This window comes from Ruegeria sp. BJ3 (genome assembly GCF_056535665.1).
This window is the reverse complement of sequence record NZ_JBQFIT010000001.1, coordinates 970,652-987,632: the sequence shown is the minus strand read 5'-3', so window position 1 is coordinate 987,632 and position 16,981 is coordinate 970,652. Positions and strand designations below refer to the sequence as shown.

Below are 16,981 nucleotides of genomic sequence, written 5' to 3'. Positions count from 1 at the left end.
GATGGCAAAAGAAAAGAAGGCCCCGCTGATGTCATTCATCGGCTTCGGGCGCGATAAGGTCCGGCCCGCTGGCCCGGTTGGAGTTTACGGCCGTGCCGACCCTGTGAAACTGCAACACATCCTCGGCGCCGGGTTTCATCAGGCGGGCTGCCCCCTTGCCGACCTCGCCCAGCCACAAGGCCCAATCCGCCGGTTCGATGATCAACGGCATCCGGTGATGCACCGCACGCACATTGTCGTTGGCTGCGGTCGTGACGATCGCGCAGGTCGCCTGCCGCGCCTCGCCCTCGCCCCAGTTCTGCCAAATCCCGGCAAAGGCGATGGGCGCACCATCGCTGCGGTAAAAGTACCAAGGCAGCCGCGCACCGTCCTGTGTCTTGGTCCATTCGTAGAAACCCGTGGCCACGATCAGACAACGCCGATCGCGGCAGGCTGCGCGAAAGGCCGGCTTCTGGGCCAGAGTTTCGGCGCGCGCGTTGATCAGCAGCGGACCGTCATTTTGGGTTTTGTACCAATGTGGCAAGAAACCCCATCGCAGCGGGTCCAATTGCCGCCCTCCCTCTCCGGCGCGCACGACATGCACCTGATTTGTCGGGCAGATGTTGTAGTTGGGCACGTCCGGCAATGCGTTTGATGGCCGCGCAGCAAACAGCTGCGCCATGGCATCGTTGGGAAGAGTTATTGCAAACCGTCCGCACATGGGTAATGAACCAACAACAAAAGTTTCAATCAGGCACAGGGTCTCGCGCAGTCAGATGACAAATCAAGCACCAAATTCCCTCAAGGCCAAGGCGGTGGCGGATCTGGACTCCGGCAAGCTTCCTCAGGCTCTGAAGAAAGCTACGCTCGGCATCAAGAAATTCCCGAATGACGCGGACTACCACGCGATTGCCGGGTTCGTTCTGACCGAGATGAAGCAGTACAAGAAATCGCTGCCGCATTTCCAGGAAGCCGCCCGCCTGAAACCGGACGACCCGCAATTCGTCGAAAACATCGCGAATGCCCTGATGCAGACCGGCCAGATCGCGCGAGCGTTGGCCTATGCCGAAAAGATGGCCGAAAAGATGCCCGGCAACCGCGAGATCGTCCGGGTGATCGATGAAATCACGCTCAAGGGCAAGAACTGGCGCAGCATCATCGAGAACGCCACCAAGCGCCTGATGACCGATCCAGACAACCCCAAGCTGCTGTCCACCCGCAGCAGGGCCTATGGGCGCGTCGGCTTCGTGGATGCGGCCTCGGCCGATATTGCGCGTGCATACGAGCTGGATCCCGACAGCATCGAAATCGCCTTCCGCCGAGCGGTGGACCTGCACCAGGCTGGCGACAAGAAGGGCTGTACTGACATTTTGTGGCGTGTTTTGGACAAGGATCCGTATCACGCATCGGCGTTGTTCCAATTGTCGTCGATGGTAGACGCCGAACAGGCCGAAGCATTGTTGCCCCGGGTCGAGGCTGCGATCGCAAAGCGGAAACATCCCAATTCGACTCTGGAGTTCACGCTGGCACAGCTTCAATCGAAGATCGGTGGGCTGGAGGCCGCCCTCGCGCAGTTTGCAGTCGCAAACAGGGTGCAGCACGACGAAAACCCATACGATTTCGAAGAAGAAGAGCGCAAACTACGCCGAATCTGCGGCCTGTTCCCCGACAGCGCGTCGGTCCCAAGTTCCGGGATCGAGGAAATGCCCCTGCCGATTTTCGTGATCGGACAGCCTCGGTCGGGCACCACCTTGATGGAAATGATGCTGAGTTCCGCCCCCGACATCGCGGGATGTGGAGAGCTGACCCTCGCAACCGACCTTTCGGCGCCATACTCGAACGAAAAGAAGGCATTCTCGGACGCCGAAGCTGCGGAATTCGCCAAGCATTTCCGCGAGTTGATGCCCCCGATCCCCGAGAGCTCGATCGCTTTCGTCGACAAAATGCCGCACAACTACCAGCGGGTTGGTTTTCTTTTGGCAGCGTTCCCCAACGCCAAGATCATCAACATGCTGCGTGACCCTCGGGACGTCGGCCTGTCGAAATGGATCCGGCGTTTTCCCGCGGCCGGTATGCGGTACGCATCGAACCTGAACTCGATCGCGCACTCGGCCAACATGTATCGCCGCTACATGCAGCATTGGGACGCCATCTTCGGTGATCGCATCCTGACGGTGCCCTACGAAAAACTGGTGGCCGATCCCGAGACCTACAGCAAGCAGGTTGCAGAATTCTGCGGGATCGAATGGCGCGAAAGCATGATGCACCCGGAAGAAAACAAGAAACAGGTGCGTACGGCCAGTATCGACCAAGTGCGCAACAAAATCTCGACCAAATCGGTTGGCGGCTGGCGTCAGGTTGCGGATTATATCCGGCCCATGTTGGACGGTTTCGACCCCGAACTGTGGCCCGAGTACGAATTCGATTAAGCCGAAACCCAACAAAAAAGGCCGCATCCGGGGATGCGGCCTTTTCTTTCTTTGTGTCAGCAATCACTTCTGCTGGATACGTCCATCCAGATAGGGCGTGTAAGGTGCATTGGCCGCAAGGTATTCCGCGGTCACATCCGCAAGATCGGGACCGAAGTCATAGGCATTCTTGTCCTCGCCAGAGAACATCTTGTACCCGTCGCCACCGTTGCGGACATAGTTGTTGGTCACCACCAGATAGGTCTTGGCCGGATCAATTGGTACATAGCCATCACCCTCGGCCACCATGACCTCGGTCACGCGGCCTTCGTTGGGGGAAACCGACGGATCCCAGGTGAATTTCAGCCCTGCCACCTGCGGAAAGCGACCCTTGACCTCTTCTACCTGGCTGACGCCGTTTTCCAGCGCATCAATGATACCCTGCCCACTGATCTCGAAGGTCGAGAGCGTGTTCTGGAAGGGCAGAACGGTCAACACCTCGCCCATGGTCACGTCGCCCGCGTCGATCGAGGCGCGCAAGCCACCCGAGTTGGCGATGGCGATCTGAACGCCCTGATCGGCGACCCGCGCCAGCATGGCATCGGCCACCAGGTTACCCATCTCGCATTCCTGCACGCGGCAGATCGACCGATCACCTTCGATCGGAGCCGCGGCGTTGGCCACGACCTTGTTGCGGATCTCGTCCAGCGGCTTGGCCAGTTCTGCGATGCGATCCAGGGCAGCCTGATCCTCGGTCACGGTGTTGTCCATGATCAGCGGCTCACCGACCGCCTGAACCACGTTGCCGTCGTCATCGAAGGTCACGTTCAGCTCGCCCAGGAACTTGCCGTAGGCATAGGCCTGAACGATCTGCACCCCGTTCACCACGGTCGGGTACGGCCCGGCGGCCTTGTCCGAAGTGTTCGACAGGTAGGTGTTCGAGTGTCCGCCCACGATCACGTCAACACCCGTGGTTTCCTGCGCGACCCGCTGGTCGACGCCATAGCCCGAATGGCTGAGCACGATGATCTTGTTGATGCCTTCCCCCGTCAGCTTGTCCACCTCGGCCTGAACCGCCGGAACAGGATCTGAGAACACGACATTCGGACCGGGTGAGGCCAGCTCGTCGGTGTCTTCGGGGGTCAGGCCGATCAGGCCAATCTTCTCTCCACCCACTTCGATCACGGTCGATTTCTTGATCCGGTCAGTCAGAAGTTCCTCGTTCTCGATGTTCGCATTCGACATCAGAATCGGAAATTCGACCGCATCGACGAAACCGGCCAGAACCTCGGGGCCATCATCGAATTCGTGGTTCCCCACGGTCATCGCGTCATAGCCCAGCTTGTTCATGAACTCGGCCGCGACTTTGCCCTTGTAGTAGGTATAGAACAAGGACCCTTGGAACTGGTCGCCGCCGTCCACGAGGATCGAGTTTTCGGCCCGCGCGCGGGCGTCGTTGACCGCGGTCACCAGTCGCGCCGAACCGCCGAAGCATTTGCCCTCGGCATTGTCCTCGGCGCCACAGCCACTGTCATATTTGTTGATCGGCTCGAACCGGGAATGGAAGTCGTTGGTGTGCAGAATGGTCAGCTTGTAGTCGGCCGCCGCCATGCCTGCAGTCAGACCAAGGGCCGCCACGGATGTCAGGAAACGGGTAATCATTTGAAACTCCCTGTTATTGATTGTCAGGATCGTGCGCCGAGGGCGACAAAGAGTCAAAGGGGGAAATGCGGCTTGATTCCATCCCGCGCGCGGGGCATCACGGCGCCATGCTGATCTATAAGATATTCCGGGCCGAAGAATGGGCGGCTCTGCAGGCACAGGGCGAAACCCGGGGCGCGCCGGTCGATGTGGCGGATGGGTTCGTTCATTTTTCCACCGCAGAACAGGCGGCGGAAACCGCGGCCAAGCACTTTGCCGGGGCCGAAAACCTGACCCTCGTGGCCTGCGATGCCCAGAAAATGGGCGATGATCTGAAATGGGAGGTCTCGCGCGGCGGGGCCTTGTTCCCACATCTCTATCGCAACATGCGCCTGGCGGATGTGGTCTGGGCCAAGCCGCTGCCGCTGGAAAACGGCGCGCACCTCTTCCCCAAGGAGATGCAATGACCGGCCATGTCGACCCCGACCGCGCCCAGTTCGAGGCGTTCAAGGCGCTGGACCGCGACCACCCGATCGAAATGTTGAACCTTGTGCGGTTCCGCGCCAAGGCCGACTATCCCGCAGGCCACGACCTGGTCGGCGCGGGGCTCAGCGGCGCAGAAGCCTATCGCCGGTATGGGGCCGAAACCGCCCCAATCATCGCGCGGCTGGGGGCCTCGATCATCTGGCGCGGCACGTTCAAAACAACGCTGATCGGCCCGCAGGGCGAAGCGTGGGACGAGATGTTCATCGCCCGTTACCCCTCGGCCCATGCGTTTCTGGAGATGGTGACCCACCCGGCCTATCGCGCGGCGGTCATTCACCGGCAGGCGGCTGTGGCCGACTCGCGCCTGATCCGCACCGCCCCTACCCCAACCGGAGCGTCCTTCGGATGAAACTGACCGAGAAACTGGCCCTGGCCGCGCTACATCGCCTGGACCCAGAAACCGCGCACGGCCTGTCGATCAAGGCGCTGAAAACGGGTCTGACCCCGGCGCCCGGTCCCGTCACCTCGACGCGCTTGCGCACGCAACTTGCCGGGCTGGACCTGCCCAACCCGGTGGGGCTGGCCGCCGGGTTCGACAAAAATGGCGAGGTTCTGGGCCCGCTGTCACGCGCAGGCTTTGGGTTTATCGAGGTGGGTGCCGTCACACCGCGCCCGCAGCCAGGCAACCCCCAGCCGCGCCTGTTCCGACTGACCGAGGACCGCGCCGCCATCAACCGGTTCGGCTTCAACAACGAAGGGATGGAGGCGATGGCCCGGCGTCTGGCGCACCGCCCCAAGGACGCGGTGATCGGCCTGAACCTGGGCGCCAACAAAGACAGCACCGACCGGGCGCGGGATTTTGCGCATGTGCTGGCCCATTGCGGGCAATGGCTGGATTTCGCCACGGTGAATGTCTCGTCACCCAACACCGAAAAGCTGCGCGACCTGCAGGGGAAAGAAGCGCTGAGCGCCCTGCTGGCAGGTGTGCTGGACACCCGCGATGCCTTGGCGCGGCGGGTCCCGGTGTTTCTGAAGATCGCCCCCGACCTGACGGATGACGAACTGCGGGACATCGCCGATGTCGCCCGTGACACGGGCATCGACGGTGTCATCGCCACCAACACGACCTTGTCGCGCGAAGGGCTGCGCAGCCTGCACAAGGATCAGGCCGGCGGATTGTCGGGCGCGCCCCTGTTCGAGAAATCGACCCGCGTTCTGGCTCGGCTGAGCCAGTTGACCGACGGGCAGATCCCGCTGATCGGCGTGGGTGGCATCGGCACGGCCGAACAGGCCTATGCCAAAATCTGCGCCGGGGCCTCGGCCGTGCAGTTCTATACCGCGATGGTCTATGGCGGCCTGTCACTGGCGGCCGAGATCGCGCGGGGGCTGGACGCCCTGCTGGCGCGGGACGGGTTCAAGTCGGTGGCCGACGCCGTCGGCAGCAAACGAGAGGATTGGCTGTGATCGAATACTGGCACAACCCACGCTGTTCAAAATCGCGCGCCGGGCTGGCCCTGCTGCAGGACCGCGGCGCCGAAGTCACCGTTCGCAGATACCTCGAGGACGCGCCCAGCGCGGATGAGCTGCGCGCGGTGCTGTCCCGGTTGGGCATCCCGGCGATCGAGATGATGCGCAGGGGCGAGGCGCGGTTCAAGGAACTGGGGCTGAGTAGGGAAACACCCGAAGAGGCCTTGGTTCACGCCATGGCCGAGAACCCGATCCTCATCGAACGCCCCATCGGGATCACCACCGACAAGGCCGCAATCGGTCGCCCGCCCGAGACCCTGCTGACCCTGCTCTAGGCCACCTGCGCCTCGAGCCGGGGGTAGCGCAGGCCCAGCGTCACCGCGCGGGCGGTGTTCAGCACCATCAGCGCGGCCCACAGCCCGTGATTGCCCATGGTCGGCACCAGCAGGAACAGCGCCACCACATAGATTGCCACCGACTGGATCATGGCGATGCGCATGGCGCGGGTCCAGGTGGCGCCGATGTAGATGCCGTCGAACATCCAGCTGGCAACACCGACCACCGGGGCCAGCGCCGCCCAGATCAGGTATTCGCGCGCCGTGATCCGCACCTCGGGCGCGGTGGCCATCAGGTCGATCAATGCGGGCCCTGCCACAAAAAACGTGGCCCCCAGCACCAGAGCCCCACCGACGCCCCATTGCGACGCCATGACCGAGGCGCGCCGGACCTGGTATCGGTCCTTGGCCCCAACGGCGCTGCCCACCAGCGCCTCGGCAGAAAAGGCGAACCCGTCCAACGCAAAGGCGGTGATTTCCAGGAACTGCAGCAGCACCTGGTTGGCGGCCAGCGTCACGTCGCCCAGATCGGCGCCCACGAACAGAAAGGTGGTGAAGGACCCGGTCAGCAGGACCGACCGGATCATGATGTCGCCATTGACCTGCATCATCCGGCGCAGGCGGGCGGGGTCGAAGATCCGCGCCCAGTCGCGCCATTGATTGCCCCCGAAAGCATCGCGACACAACCACAAACCCAGCGCCAGACCCGTCCATTCGGCAATCAGCGTGGCCACCGCCACACCTTCAACGCCCCAGCCCAGACCCAGTACGAACCACAAATCCAGCAGGATGTTCAGCCCGTTCATCCAAACCTGCAGGACGAACACGCCGCGCGTGCGCTCGACCGCGATTAGCCACCCCGTCACGGCATAAAGCGCAATGGTCGCCGGCGCGCCCCAGATCCGAATCTCGAGGTATTTGCGCGTCAGCGCCTCGACCTCGGGGCTGGCGGGCGACAGCGCGAACGCCCCTGCGAATACCGCCACCTGCGCCACGATAAAGAACAGCCCAGCCGCGCCACCCAAGAGCAGACCGCGCATGAGCAGAGCACCGGTTTCGGCCGTGTCTCCCGCGCCTCGGGCCTGTGCGGCCAGACCGGTCGTGCCCATGCGCAGAAAACCGAACACCCAATAGATCGTGGCCAGAATGACCGCGCCAATGCCAACCGCGCCGATCGGGGCGGCCTGCCCCATCTGGCCGACCACGCCGGTATCCACAGCGCCCAGAATCGGCACCGTCGCGTTGGACAGCACAATCGGCACCGCGATCTTCAGCACCCGTCTGTGCGTAATGGGTGCCGAGGCGTCCCGCATTTTGCTCAGCCCTTGGCCGAAGGCTCTTGCGGCATCAGGAAATGCCCTGTGGCCTGCGCGAACAGCTTGGCGTGGTTGTCCTGCCAGGCCTCGACGCGCACCGAGGCGTACCGCCGCCCTGCCCGGCTGATGAAGGCGCGCGCATAGGCATCGCGCGGCAGGCCCGAGCGCAGGTAGTCCACCGTAAAGTCGATGGTTTTGGGAAAGCGGATACTGTGATCGGAGATGATGTCCTCGGCGTCAATCTCACCGCTTTCGATGCGCGGGAACAGGTGCTCCCAGCTGAGCGTGATCACCGCCGTCACCTCGAGAAAGGCCGCCGTGACGCCCCCATGAATCGCTGGCAGGAATGGGTTGCCGATCAGCTTTTCGTCGAAATTCAGAACTCCGGTCAGTTCGTCTCCGCGCCGGTCGAAGCTGATGTTGAGGAACCGGATATACGGGACCCCCTCGACCAGCGCCTTGAGGGCCGCGTCGCGGCGCTGTTTCACCACCTGCATCGGTTCGGGACGGGGTCTTGCCATCTCACTTCCCCTCGACCGTGAAGGCGCCCGAGGCGGTGGCCACCGGGCGATCCTGTTCGTCGTCCATCGCGGTTGCGCGCACGAAGGCCACGTTGCGCGTGATGTGATAGCAGGTCGCGCGGGTGGTGATCGTCTGGCCGGGCGTTGCGGCGCGCATGTAGTCGATGCGCAGGTCGATGGTGGCTGTGCCGCCGGGCGCGGCCGGGTGGCTCATGACCGCAGCCCCGCAGCAAGTATCCAGGCTGGCCGACACAGCCCCGCCGTGAATCACGCCAGTGCGGGGATCGCCGATCAGATCCTCGTTGTAAGGCATGGTGATCTCGGCCTCACCCTCGCCGATATGGGTCAGCGTCAGGCCCAGGGCCCGCGCATGGGGGATCGCCTCGATGAACTGGCGGGCGAGTACTGTCTTGTCGACCATGAGGTTCAGTCCTGTTGTCCTGCCCCTTTATGATCTGCTCTGCGCGCAAAGGGCAAGCCCGCCTGTTGCGCTTGTCCGCACAACGCCCTAGGTTGCAACCGAGGAGAACAGGAATGTCCGACAAGCGTTTGTCATTCAAAGAGATGTGCGCCGAGTTCGACGTGACTCCGCGCACCCTGCGCTACTACGAGTATATCGAGCTGCTGCAGCCAGACCGGGAAGGACGGTCCCGGTTTTACGGTCCGCGCGAGCGTGCGCGGATGAAGCTGATCATGCGTGGCCGAAAGTTCGGGTTTCCACTTGAGGAAATCCGGCAGTGGTTGTTGATCTACGAAGATCAAGGCAACAAGGCCCAGATGGCTACCTTTATCGAAATGGCCGACCGCCAGATGGAAGAGCTGCGTCAGCAGCGTCAGCAACTGGACGAAGCTATGGACGAGTTGCAGCGCCTTCGCGATCAAACGGCCAACTCCCTGACCTAAATCGGCCAGTTCGAGCCCCCAAATCCATCCTTCATTACACCGGAAATCTGCATTTTTCGGCTGGCGCCCTGCCGCCTGCCCGTCGGCTTCGAACCGCGCCGGTACAGTGGATTTGGCTGACCCAACGGAAAGAAAATTGCCAACCCGCCGCTTTACGCGACCGGAAGTTACGTCAATTTCTTTGTGACGCAGCGTCTGGATTACGTAAACGTCAATCTCATGTTGTAAAGCGGCCATCGACTGCGCAACTTTCTCATGACGCCAGCGACGAGAGGGTGACCAATGACCGAAGATCTTATGACCATCCGCGAGATGTGCGAGACCTATGACGTCACGCCGCGGACCTTGCGGTTCTACGAAGCCAAAGAGCTTTTGTTTCCGATCCGTGAGGGCCAGAAACGGCTGTTCACCAAACGTGACAGGGCGCGACTCAAGCTGATCCTGCGCGGCAAACGCTTTGGTTTCAGCCTGGAAGAGATTCGACAGCTTCTGGATCTGTACCATGTCGGCGACCAGCAACTGACCCAGATGACCCGCACCTATGAAATCGCGTGCGAACGTCTGGCGGACATGGAAGCCCGCCGCGAGGAACTGACTCAGGCCATTGACGATCTGAAGGAGCAGTTGCGCTGGGGCGAGAAGGTCATCGCCTCGATGAAACAGGAAAAGAAGGCGGCCGAGTAACTCCTCGCCCGCCTGCCACCCGGACATCTGAATTAAGGGAGCTTCAAATGCCCGTTTACAACGCGCCTACCAAAGACACGCAATTCGTTCTGCATGACGTTCTGAAAATCTCGGCCTCGGATATTCCGGGCTACAATGAGCTGGAGCCCGAGTTCACGGGCGCCGTTCTGGAAGAGGCCGGCAAGGTCGCCGTCAACCTGCTGCACCCGCTGAACGTGGTCGGCGACACCGAAGGCTGCCGGTTGGAAAACGGCGTCGTCTACACCCCGACCGGGTTCAAGGATGCGTTCGAGCAGGTCAAGGAAGGCGGCTGGACCGGTCTGGACATGCCCGAGGAATATGGCGGCCAGAACATGCCTTATGTTCTTGGCACGGCCGTGGGCGAGATGTTCTCGGCCGCGAACCAGGCCTTCACGATGTATCAGGGCCTGACCCACGGCGCGGCCTCAGCCATCCTGGCGCATGGTACCGATGCGCAGAAAGACACATATCTGCCCAAGATGGTCAGCTGTGAATGGACCGGCACCATGAACCTGACCGAGCCGCATTGCGGCACCGATCTGGGCCTGATGCGCACCAAGGCCGAGCCGCAGGGTGATGGCAGCTACAAGATCACCGGCCAGAAGATCTTTATCTCGTCCGGCGATCACGACATGGCCGACAACATCATCCACCTGGTGCTGGCCAAGATCCCCGGCGGCCCCGAGGGCATCAAGGGCGTGTCGTTGTTCATCGTCCCCAAGTTCCTGGTGAACGAAGACGGCAGCCTGGGTGAGCGCAACGGCGTTTCGGTCGGCAAGATCGAAGAAAAGATGGGCATCCACGGCAACTCGACCTGCGTGATGAACTATGACGGCGCAACCGGCTGGCTGCTGGGTCAGGAACACAAGGGCATGCGCGCCATGTTCACCATGATGAACGAAGCGCGTTTGGGTGTCGGCATGCAAGGTCTGGCTCAGGCCGAAGCCGCCTATCAGAACGCGCTGGAATACGCCAAGGACCGCCTGCAAGGCCGCGACGTGACCGGCGCCAAGAATCCCGACGGCCCGGCCGATCCGCTGATCGTACATCCCGACATCCGCCGCAACCTGATGGACCAGAAAAGCTTTGTGGAAGGCGCGCGGGCCTTCATCCTGTGGGGCGCGACCCTGATCGACAAGGCGCACCGTTCGGGTGACAAGGATGCCGACGGGCTGATCTCGCTGATGACCCCGGTCATCAAGGGCTTCCTGACCGATGAGGGTTACGACATGACCGTTCAGGCCCAGCAGGTCTATGGCGGCCATGGCTACATCGAGGAATGGGGCATGTCGCAATACACCCGCGACGCCCGCATCGCCATGATCTACGAAGGGGCCAACGGCGTTCAGGCGCTGGACCTGGTCGGCCGCAAGCTGGCGCAGGACGGCGGCAAGCATGTCATGGCCTTCTTCGACATGGTCAAAACCTTCTGCAAGGAAAACAGCGGCAAGGACCAAGCCTATGACAAGGCGTTCATCGAACCGCTGAAGGCCGCCTCGAAGGACCTGCAGGCCGCCGGCATGTATTTCATGCAGAACGGCATGACCAACCCGAACAACGCTCTGTCGGGCTCGTATGACTTCATGCACATGTTCGGTCATGTCTGCCTGGGCCTGATGTGGGCTCAGATGGCCAAGGCCGCGCAAGAAGCGCTGGATGCCGGTGCGTCCGACAAGGACTTCTACGAAACCAAGATCGCCACCGGCCGCTACTACATGGCGCGCCGTCTGCCGGCCACGGGCATGCACCTCGCGCGGATCCAGACCGGCGCCGACACGGTGATGGCACTGGACGCGGCGAACTTCTGATCCCAGTCTGGTTCCGGGCGACCCCGCCCGGAACCAGCGCTCACCAAGGAGTTGACATGCCCAAACGCTTTCGCCTGACCCGCCGCTTTCCCGTCGCCATGACCGAGGACGGGTATCGAAAACTCAAGAGTTTTGCCCGCGAGGCCGGGCTGGACGAAGGAGAGGCGCTGTCATTCCTGTTCGAGAATTTCAACAGCGTGATCGACGAGGAGAACCTGACCCACCGGCTGCGCATCTTCAATTCCGAGCTTGAGGCGCGCAAACGCTAAACGACCCCGATGCCTGGCCCAGGCCCGGCGTGTTTTCAGCAAGACAAGTCCGAACGCGGCTGCGGCCCGCGAGACAGGTCTTTCTTGAAACACGTGCGTGACGAAAACCGTACAAACCGCCTTGGGAGGGGTGAGTGCATGACGATAAAACTGCATTGCTTCGGAGAAAGCGGAAACTCATACAAGGCTGCCTTGGCACTTGAGATGTCGGGGCTGGAATGGCAGCCGGTCTTTGTCGATTTCTTCAACGGCCAGACCCGAACCCCCGAATACCGCGCCGAAGTCAACGAAATGGGCGAAGCGCCGGTGTTGATCGACGGAGATTTCCGGACCAGCCAGTCGGGCGCGATTCAGGCCTATGTCACCGAGAAGTCCGGGAAATTCGGCGGCAAGACGCGGGAAGAGAACTATGACATCCTGCGCTGGGTGCTGTGGGACAACCACAAGTTCAGCTCGATGGCTGGCATGACCCGGTTCCTGATCAACTTTCTGCCCGAACAGCACCGCAACCCGGATGTGCTCGCCTTCAACCAGGGCCGACTGAAAGCCGCCTATCAGGTGCTGAACGCGCATCTTGAGGGACGCGACTGGATCGTCGGCGACAGCGTGACCAACGCCGATCTCAGCTGCTGCGGCTACCTGTATTACCCCGAACCGTTCGGCTTTGACCGTGCCGAATGGCCCCATATCGACGCCTGGCTGACCCGCCTGTCCGAGCAGCCCGGCTGGAAACACCCCTATGACCTGATGCCCGGCAATCCGTCGGATCGAGCTTGAGGAGAGAAGTATGACCGAAGCTTACATTTATGATGCCCTGCGCACCCCGCGCGGCAAGGGCCGCAAGGACGGCAGCCTGCACGAGGTGACCTCGGTGCGCCTGTCGGCGGTGGCCCTGAACGCCATCAAGGAACGCAACAACCTGGAAGGCCACGCCGTCGAGGACGTGATCTGGGGCAACGTCACCCAGGTAATGGAACAGGGCGGCTGCCTGGCGCGGTCCGCGGTTCTGGCCTCGGACCTGGATGAATCGATCCCCGGTCTGGCGATCAACCGGTTCTGCGCATCCGGCATGGAGGCCGTGAACCTGGCCGCCAACCAGGTCAAGGGCGGCGCGGGCGAGGCCTATATCGCCGGTGGCGTCGAGATGATGGGCCGCGTGCCCATGGGCAGCGACGGCGCCGCCATCGCGGTCGATCCGTCGCTGGCGATGGAGACCTATTTCGTCCCTCAGGGCATCTCGGCCGACATCATCGCCACCGAATACGGTTTCAGCCGCGACGATGCAGACGCGCTGGCCGTCGAGTCGCAGAAACGCGCGGCCAAGGCGTGGGAAGAGAACCGCTTTGCCAAGTCGGTGATCTCGGTGAAAGACCGCAACGGCCTGACCATTCTAGACCGCGACGAATATATGCGCCCCGGCACCGACATGCAGAGCCTCGGCGCGCTGAACCCCTCGTTCCAGATGATGGGCGAGCAGATGCCCGGTTTCGACAAGGTGGCGATGCTGAAATACCCGCATCTGGAAAAGATCAACCACATCCACCACGCCGGCAACAGCTCGGGTATCGTGGATGGCGCGGCGGCTGTTCTGATCGGCAACAAGGAATTCGGCGAGAAATACGGCCTGAAGCCGCGCGCCCGCATCAAGGCCACCGCCAAGATCGGCACCGACCCGACCATCATGCTGACCGGCCCGGTTCCGGTGACCGAAAAGATCCTGGCGGAAACCGGCATGAAGATCAGCGATCTGGACCTGTTCGAGGTCAACGAGGCCTTTGCCTCGGTCGTTCTGCGGTTCCAGCAGGCGTTTGACGTCGATCCGGCGCTGGTCAACGTCAATGGCGGCTCGATCGCCATGGGCCACCCGCTGGGCGCCACCGGCGCGATCATCATCGGCACCCTGCTGGACGAGCTGGAGCGCCAGGACAAGGAAACCGGTCTGGCGACCTTGTGCATCGCATCCGGCATGGGCGCGGCAACCATCATCGAACGTGTGTAACGGCGGGGATCAGGAGAAGAAAAATGGCTGATTTTACACTGACCAAAGACGCCGACGGCGTTGGCATCATCACCTGGGACGTCCCCGGCAAGACCATGAACGTGATGTCGTTCGACGGCCTGTCCGAACTGAACGACTGCATTGATCAGGCGCTGGCCGATGACGAGATCAAAGGCATCGTGATCACCAGCGGCAAGGAAGGCTCGTTTGCCGGCGGCATGGACCTGAACCTGCTGGCGGTGATGAAGGAACAGGCGGGCGACGACCCGGCCAAGGGCCTGTTCGAAGGCACTATGAAGATGCACGCCCTGCTGCGCAAGATCGAGCTGGCCGGCATGGACCCCAAGACCAAGAAAGGTGGCAAGCCGATCGCGGCCGCCCTGCCCGGCACCGCCGCCGGCATCGGGATGGAGCTGCCGCTGGCCACGCACCGCATCTTTGCCGCCGAGAACCCCAAGGCCAAATACGGCCTGCCGGAAATCATGGTCGGCATCTTCCCCGGCGCAGGCGGCACCACGCGTATGGTCCGCAAAGTGGGCGCCATCGCGGCGGCTCCGCTGCTGCTGGAAGGCAAGATGCTGGACGTGAAAAAGGCCAAGGGCGCAGGCTACATCGACGAGATCGCAGCCGATCCGCTGGCCGCGGCCAAGGAATGGGTTCTGAACGCCAAGGACGCCGATCTGGTCAAGCCGTGGGACGCCAAGGGCTACAAGATGCCCGGCGGCGCACCGTATCACCCTGCGGGGTTCATGAACTTCGTGGGCGCCTCGGCGATGGTGAACGGCAAGACCCAAGGCGCCTTCCCGGCGGCCAAAGCCTTGCTGAGCGCGGTCTATGAAGGCGCACTGGTCGATTTCGACACAGCGCTGAAGATCGAGGCGCGCTGGTTCACCTCGGTGCTGATGAACCCGTCCTCGGGCGCGATGATCCGTTCGCTGTTCCTGAACAAGGAAGCGCTGGAAAAAGGCGCCGTTCGTCCGAAGGGCATTCCGGACCAGTCGGTCAAGAAGGTGGGCGTTCTGGGTGCCGGCATGATGGGCGCGGGCATCGCGCTGGTCTCGGCGCAGGCCGGGATGGAGATCGTGCTGATCGACCGCGATCAAGCCGCCGCCGACAAGGGCAAGGCCTATACCGAAGCCTATCTGGACAAGGGCATGAAGCGTGGCAAGGTCACGGCCGAGAAGAAAGAGGCCATGCTGGCCCGCATCACCGCCACGCCTGATCTTGAAAAGCTGGCGGGCTGCGATCTGATCATCGAAGCCGTGTTCGAGGACCCCAAAGTCAAGGCCGAGATGACCCAGAAGGTCGAGGCGATCATCCCCGAGGACTGCATCTTTGCCTCGAACACCTCGACCCTGCCGATCACCGAACTGGCCAAGGCCAGCAAGCGGCCCGATCAGTTCATCGGCATCCACTTCTTCTCGCCGGTCGAGAAGATGTTCCTGGTCGAGATCATCAAGGGCAAGGAAACTGGCGACCGGGCCGTGGCCAAGGCGCTGGACTATGTCCGCCAGATCCGCAAGACGCCGATCGTGGTCAATGACGCGCGGTTCTTCTACTGCAACCGCTGCATCATCCCCTACATCAACGAAGGGGCACGGATGATCACCGAAGGCGTCAGCCCGGTTCTGGTCGACAACGCCGCCCGTCAACTGGGCTTCCCGGTGGGTCCGGTTCAGCTGACCGACGAAACTTCGATCGACCTGGGCGCCAAGATCGCGCGGGCGACCAAGGCGGCAATGGGCGACGCCTACCCGGAAAGCCCTGCGGACGATCTGATCTTCTGGATGGAAGAACAGGGTCGCTTGGGCCGCAAGTCCAAGGCCGGGTTCTTCGATTATGACGAAAATGGCAAGCGCATCGGCTACTGGAAAGGTCTGCAGGACAAATATCCGCTGGCCGAGCAGCAGCCCGACCTGATCGAAGTACAGGAACGCCTGATGTTCGCACAGGTTCTTGAAGCCGTGCGCGCGCTTGAAGAAGGTGTTCTGGAAGACATCCGCGAAGGCGATGTCGGCGCCATCCTGGCCTGGGGCTTTGCGCCCTGGTCAGGTGGTCCGTTCAGCTGGCTTGATATCATCGGTGCGCCTTACGCGGCCGAGCGTTGTGACCAGTTGTCGGAGAAGTACGGTGACCGCTTCGCCTGCCCGCCGCTACTGCGCGAGATGGCCGAAAAAGGTCAGACCTTCTACGGCCGCTTCGACCCCGAAGCCAAAGCTGCCTGACCAAGTGATGCTGGCACATGATCCCATGCGCCAGCATCTTTTTTAAGGTGTTTGGTCAGGTCTGCCATTCAGGCCGCAGAAACAAAGCCGGCACGTTGGGCCGCCCCGGACGTCCCGGACGCCGCACCCCCGATGGGGGACGGATCGGAAAGATCGGTTCCTGCGGGATGGGTGCAGGCAGTGCACCCAACGGGTTTGCAAGGGCCGACAGTTCGCCCGCCTCTGCGATAGATGTGACGAGGCTCCGCGCCTCGGATTCCTCCAGCACCGCGTAGGACCGTCGGGACGGACCAGACAGCGAACGGATGCGGCACGAGGAACAGAAGGCTTGAAAGCCACCCTCGATGAAGACCACTACGTCCTGCTCAAAAAACAGCGATGTGACCTGGAATTCCTCTGCCGGTGTCTGAGAGGAAAAGCTGAAGTGCCCGCTCAGCAGGCGCGCCGGAATGATCGCCAGCCCCTCGTCTATGTTTCCATCAGAAGACAAGGCTACGGCCATTCCCTGCTCGGGCATCAGCCAGACCTCACGACCGTTGTATGCCGCGCGTGACGGCACGCGCACGGGCAGAAAATCAGGACGGGTCTCGCCAGCCGGTACGGCTATTCTGTCGTGGGACAAGCGTTTCACTTCCTGGAATCCGTTGTCCATCGTTCTGACCAGATCCCCGGCGATCAATGCCTCGGCCAGCTTCCAGCCATTGGTGGTGGCAACCTTCGTTCCATGCAGCAATCCGCCACGCCTGACCGAAACGGCGTCACCCGGTACGGTCTGGATATTATTTTCGGAAAACCCCGAAACACTCACTACTTCCAACACGTGCCTACCCCCTTTTGGCACTTTCAAACTATCCCATTGGGCTAGCACGAAGTTTTCGGGAGCGACTTAGTTTTGCCATATTTCGGGCCAATTTGGGCC

Annotated in this window: 18 protein-coding genes; 12 read left to right on the top strand and 6 right to left on the bottom strand. The window is 62.0% G+C overall.

The features are described 5' to 3' along the window. Positions 1-31: 31 nt before the first annotated feature. The gene (locus ACR3EL_RS04950; protein ID WP_170368757.1) at positions 32-700 is read right to left on the bottom strand and encodes an SOS response-associated peptidase; all 669 of its coding nucleotides are present in this window, start codon (positions 698-700) and stop codon (positions 32-34) included. A 55-nt stretch (positions 701-755) separates the two neighbouring features. Here ACR3EL_RS04950 and ACR3EL_RS04945 point away from each other — a divergent pair, with 55 nt between their 5' ends. Beyond that, on the top strand, positions 756-2,408 hold the full coding sequence (locus ACR3EL_RS04945) for a tetratricopeptide repeat-containing sulfotransferase family protein (protein WP_170337682.1): 1,653 nt from the start codon (positions 756-758) through the stop codon (positions 2,406-2,408). A 63-nt stretch (positions 2,409-2,471) separates the two neighbouring features. Here the strand turns inward: ACR3EL_RS04945 and ACR3EL_RS04940 are convergent, their stop codons facing one another. Then, positions 2,472-4,049 carry a bifunctional metallophosphatase/5'-nucleotidase gene (locus ACR3EL_RS04940; RefSeq protein ID WP_170337680.1) on the bottom strand — a complete coding sequence of 526 codons (1,578 nt, stop codon included), beginning with the start codon at positions 4,047-4,049 and terminating at the stop codon, positions 2,472-2,474. Between the two features lie 107 nt (positions 4,050-4,156). On the opposite strand from ACR3EL_RS04940, the gene ACR3EL_RS04935 reads away from it, so the two are divergent. From ACR3EL_RS04935 to arsC, 4 genes are read left to right on the top strand one after another with little or no spacing between them, the layout of a single operon-like run. Further along, a complete protein-coding gene (locus tag ACR3EL_RS04935; RefSeq protein ID WP_170339396.1) occupies positions 4,157-4,495 on the top strand; it encodes a DUF952 domain-containing protein in 339 nt (112 codons plus the stop codon). Next, positions 4,492-4,923 carry a DUF1330 domain-containing protein gene (locus tag ACR3EL_RS04930; RefSeq protein WP_170337678.1) on the top strand — a complete coding sequence of 144 codons (432 nt, stop codon included), beginning with the start codon at positions 4,492-4,494 and terminating at the stop codon, positions 4,921-4,923. Before ACR3EL_RS04935 ends, ACR3EL_RS04930 begins: the two co-directional genes overlap by 4 nt. Then, on the top strand, positions 4,920-5,978 hold the full coding sequence (locus ACR3EL_RS04925) for a quinone-dependent dihydroorotate dehydrogenase (protein ID WP_170337677.1): 1,059 nt from the start codon (positions 4,920-4,922) through the stop codon (positions 5,976-5,978). The genes ACR3EL_RS04930 and ACR3EL_RS04925 overlap by 4 nt, the downstream gene beginning before the upstream one ends. After that, on the top strand, positions 5,975-6,316 hold the full coding sequence (gene arsC / locus ACR3EL_RS04920; RefSeq protein ID WP_170337675.1) for an arsenate reductase (glutaredoxin): 342 nt from the start codon (positions 5,975-5,977) through the stop codon (positions 6,314-6,316). Before ACR3EL_RS04925 ends, arsC begins: the two co-directional genes overlap by 4 nt. On the opposite strand, the gene ACR3EL_RS04915 is transcribed toward arsC, so the two are convergent. From ACR3EL_RS04915 to ACR3EL_RS04905, 3 genes are read right to left on the bottom strand one after another with little or no spacing between them, the layout of a single operon-like run. Further along, a complete protein-coding gene (locus ACR3EL_RS04915; protein ID WP_170337674.1) occupies positions 6,313-7,629 on the bottom strand; it encodes an MATE family efflux transporter in 1,317 nt (438 codons plus the stop codon). The genes arsC and ACR3EL_RS04915 overlap by 4 nt on opposite strands. Before the next feature lie 5 nt (positions 7,630-7,634). Further along, positions 7,635-8,153 (bottom strand): PaaI family thioesterase, encoded by a 519-nt coding sequence (locus ACR3EL_RS04910; RefSeq protein ID WP_170337672.1) that lies wholly within the window; start codon positions 8,151-8,153, stop codon positions 7,635-7,637. 1 nt (position 8,154) lies between these two features. Next, positions 8,155-8,574, bottom strand: coding sequence for a PaaI family thioesterase (locus ACR3EL_RS04905; protein WP_093962628.1), 420 nt, complete (start codon positions 8,572-8,574; stop codon positions 8,155-8,157). Between the two features lie 113 nt (positions 8,575-8,687). On the opposite strand from ACR3EL_RS04905, the gene ACR3EL_RS04900 reads away from it, so the two are divergent. From ACR3EL_RS04900 to ACR3EL_RS04870, 7 genes are all read left to right on the top strand, one after another. Beyond that, the gene (locus ACR3EL_RS04900; RefSeq protein WP_170337669.1) at positions 8,688-9,056 is read left to right on the top strand and encodes a MerR family transcriptional regulator; all 369 of its coding nucleotides are present in this window, start codon (positions 8,688-8,690) and stop codon (positions 9,054-9,056) included. Positions 9,057-9,338: 282 nt separating this feature from the next. Further along, positions 9,339-9,740 (top strand): MerR family transcriptional regulator, encoded by a 402-nt coding sequence (locus tag ACR3EL_RS04895; RefSeq protein WP_093962630.1) that lies wholly within the window; start codon positions 9,339-9,341, stop codon positions 9,738-9,740. Between the two features lie 47 nt (positions 9,741-9,787). Further along, the gene (locus ACR3EL_RS04890; RefSeq protein ID WP_170337668.1) at positions 9,788-11,569 is read left to right on the top strand and encodes an acyl-CoA dehydrogenase C-terminal domain-containing protein; all 1,782 of its coding nucleotides are present in this window, start codon (positions 9,788-9,790) and stop codon (positions 11,567-11,569) included. A 56-nt stretch (positions 11,570-11,625) separates the two neighbouring features. Beyond that, on the top strand, positions 11,626-11,838 hold the full coding sequence (locus tag ACR3EL_RS04885) for a hypothetical protein (protein WP_170337666.1): 213 nt from the start codon (positions 11,626-11,628) through the stop codon (positions 11,836-11,838). Between the two features lie 138 nt (positions 11,839-11,976). Continuing rightward, positions 11,977-12,615 carry a glutathione S-transferase family protein gene (locus ACR3EL_RS04880; protein WP_170337664.1) on the top strand — a complete coding sequence of 213 codons (639 nt, stop codon included), beginning with the start codon at positions 11,977-11,979 and terminating at the stop codon, positions 12,613-12,615. A 10-nt stretch (positions 12,616-12,625) separates the two neighbouring features. Then, positions 12,626-13,837 carry an acetyl-CoA C-acetyltransferase gene (locus ACR3EL_RS04875; RefSeq protein WP_170337662.1) on the top strand — a complete coding sequence of 404 codons (1,212 nt, stop codon included), beginning with the start codon at positions 12,626-12,628 and terminating at the stop codon, positions 13,835-13,837. 23 nt (positions 13,838-13,860) lie between these two features. After that, complete coding sequence (locus ACR3EL_RS04870) at positions 13,861-16,062, top strand: 3-hydroxyacyl-CoA dehydrogenase NAD-binding domain-containing protein (protein WP_480720665.1); 2,202 nt, start codon at positions 13,861-13,863, stop codon at positions 16,060-16,062. Between the two features lie 55 nt (positions 16,063-16,117). Here the strand turns inward: ACR3EL_RS04870 and ACR3EL_RS04865 are convergent, their stop codons facing one another. Continuing rightward, positions 16,118-16,882 (bottom strand): Hint domain-containing protein, encoded by a 765-nt coding sequence (locus tag ACR3EL_RS04865; RefSeq protein WP_367646632.1) that lies wholly within the window; start codon positions 16,880-16,882, stop codon positions 16,118-16,120. Positions 16,883-16,981 lie beyond the last annotated feature (99 nt).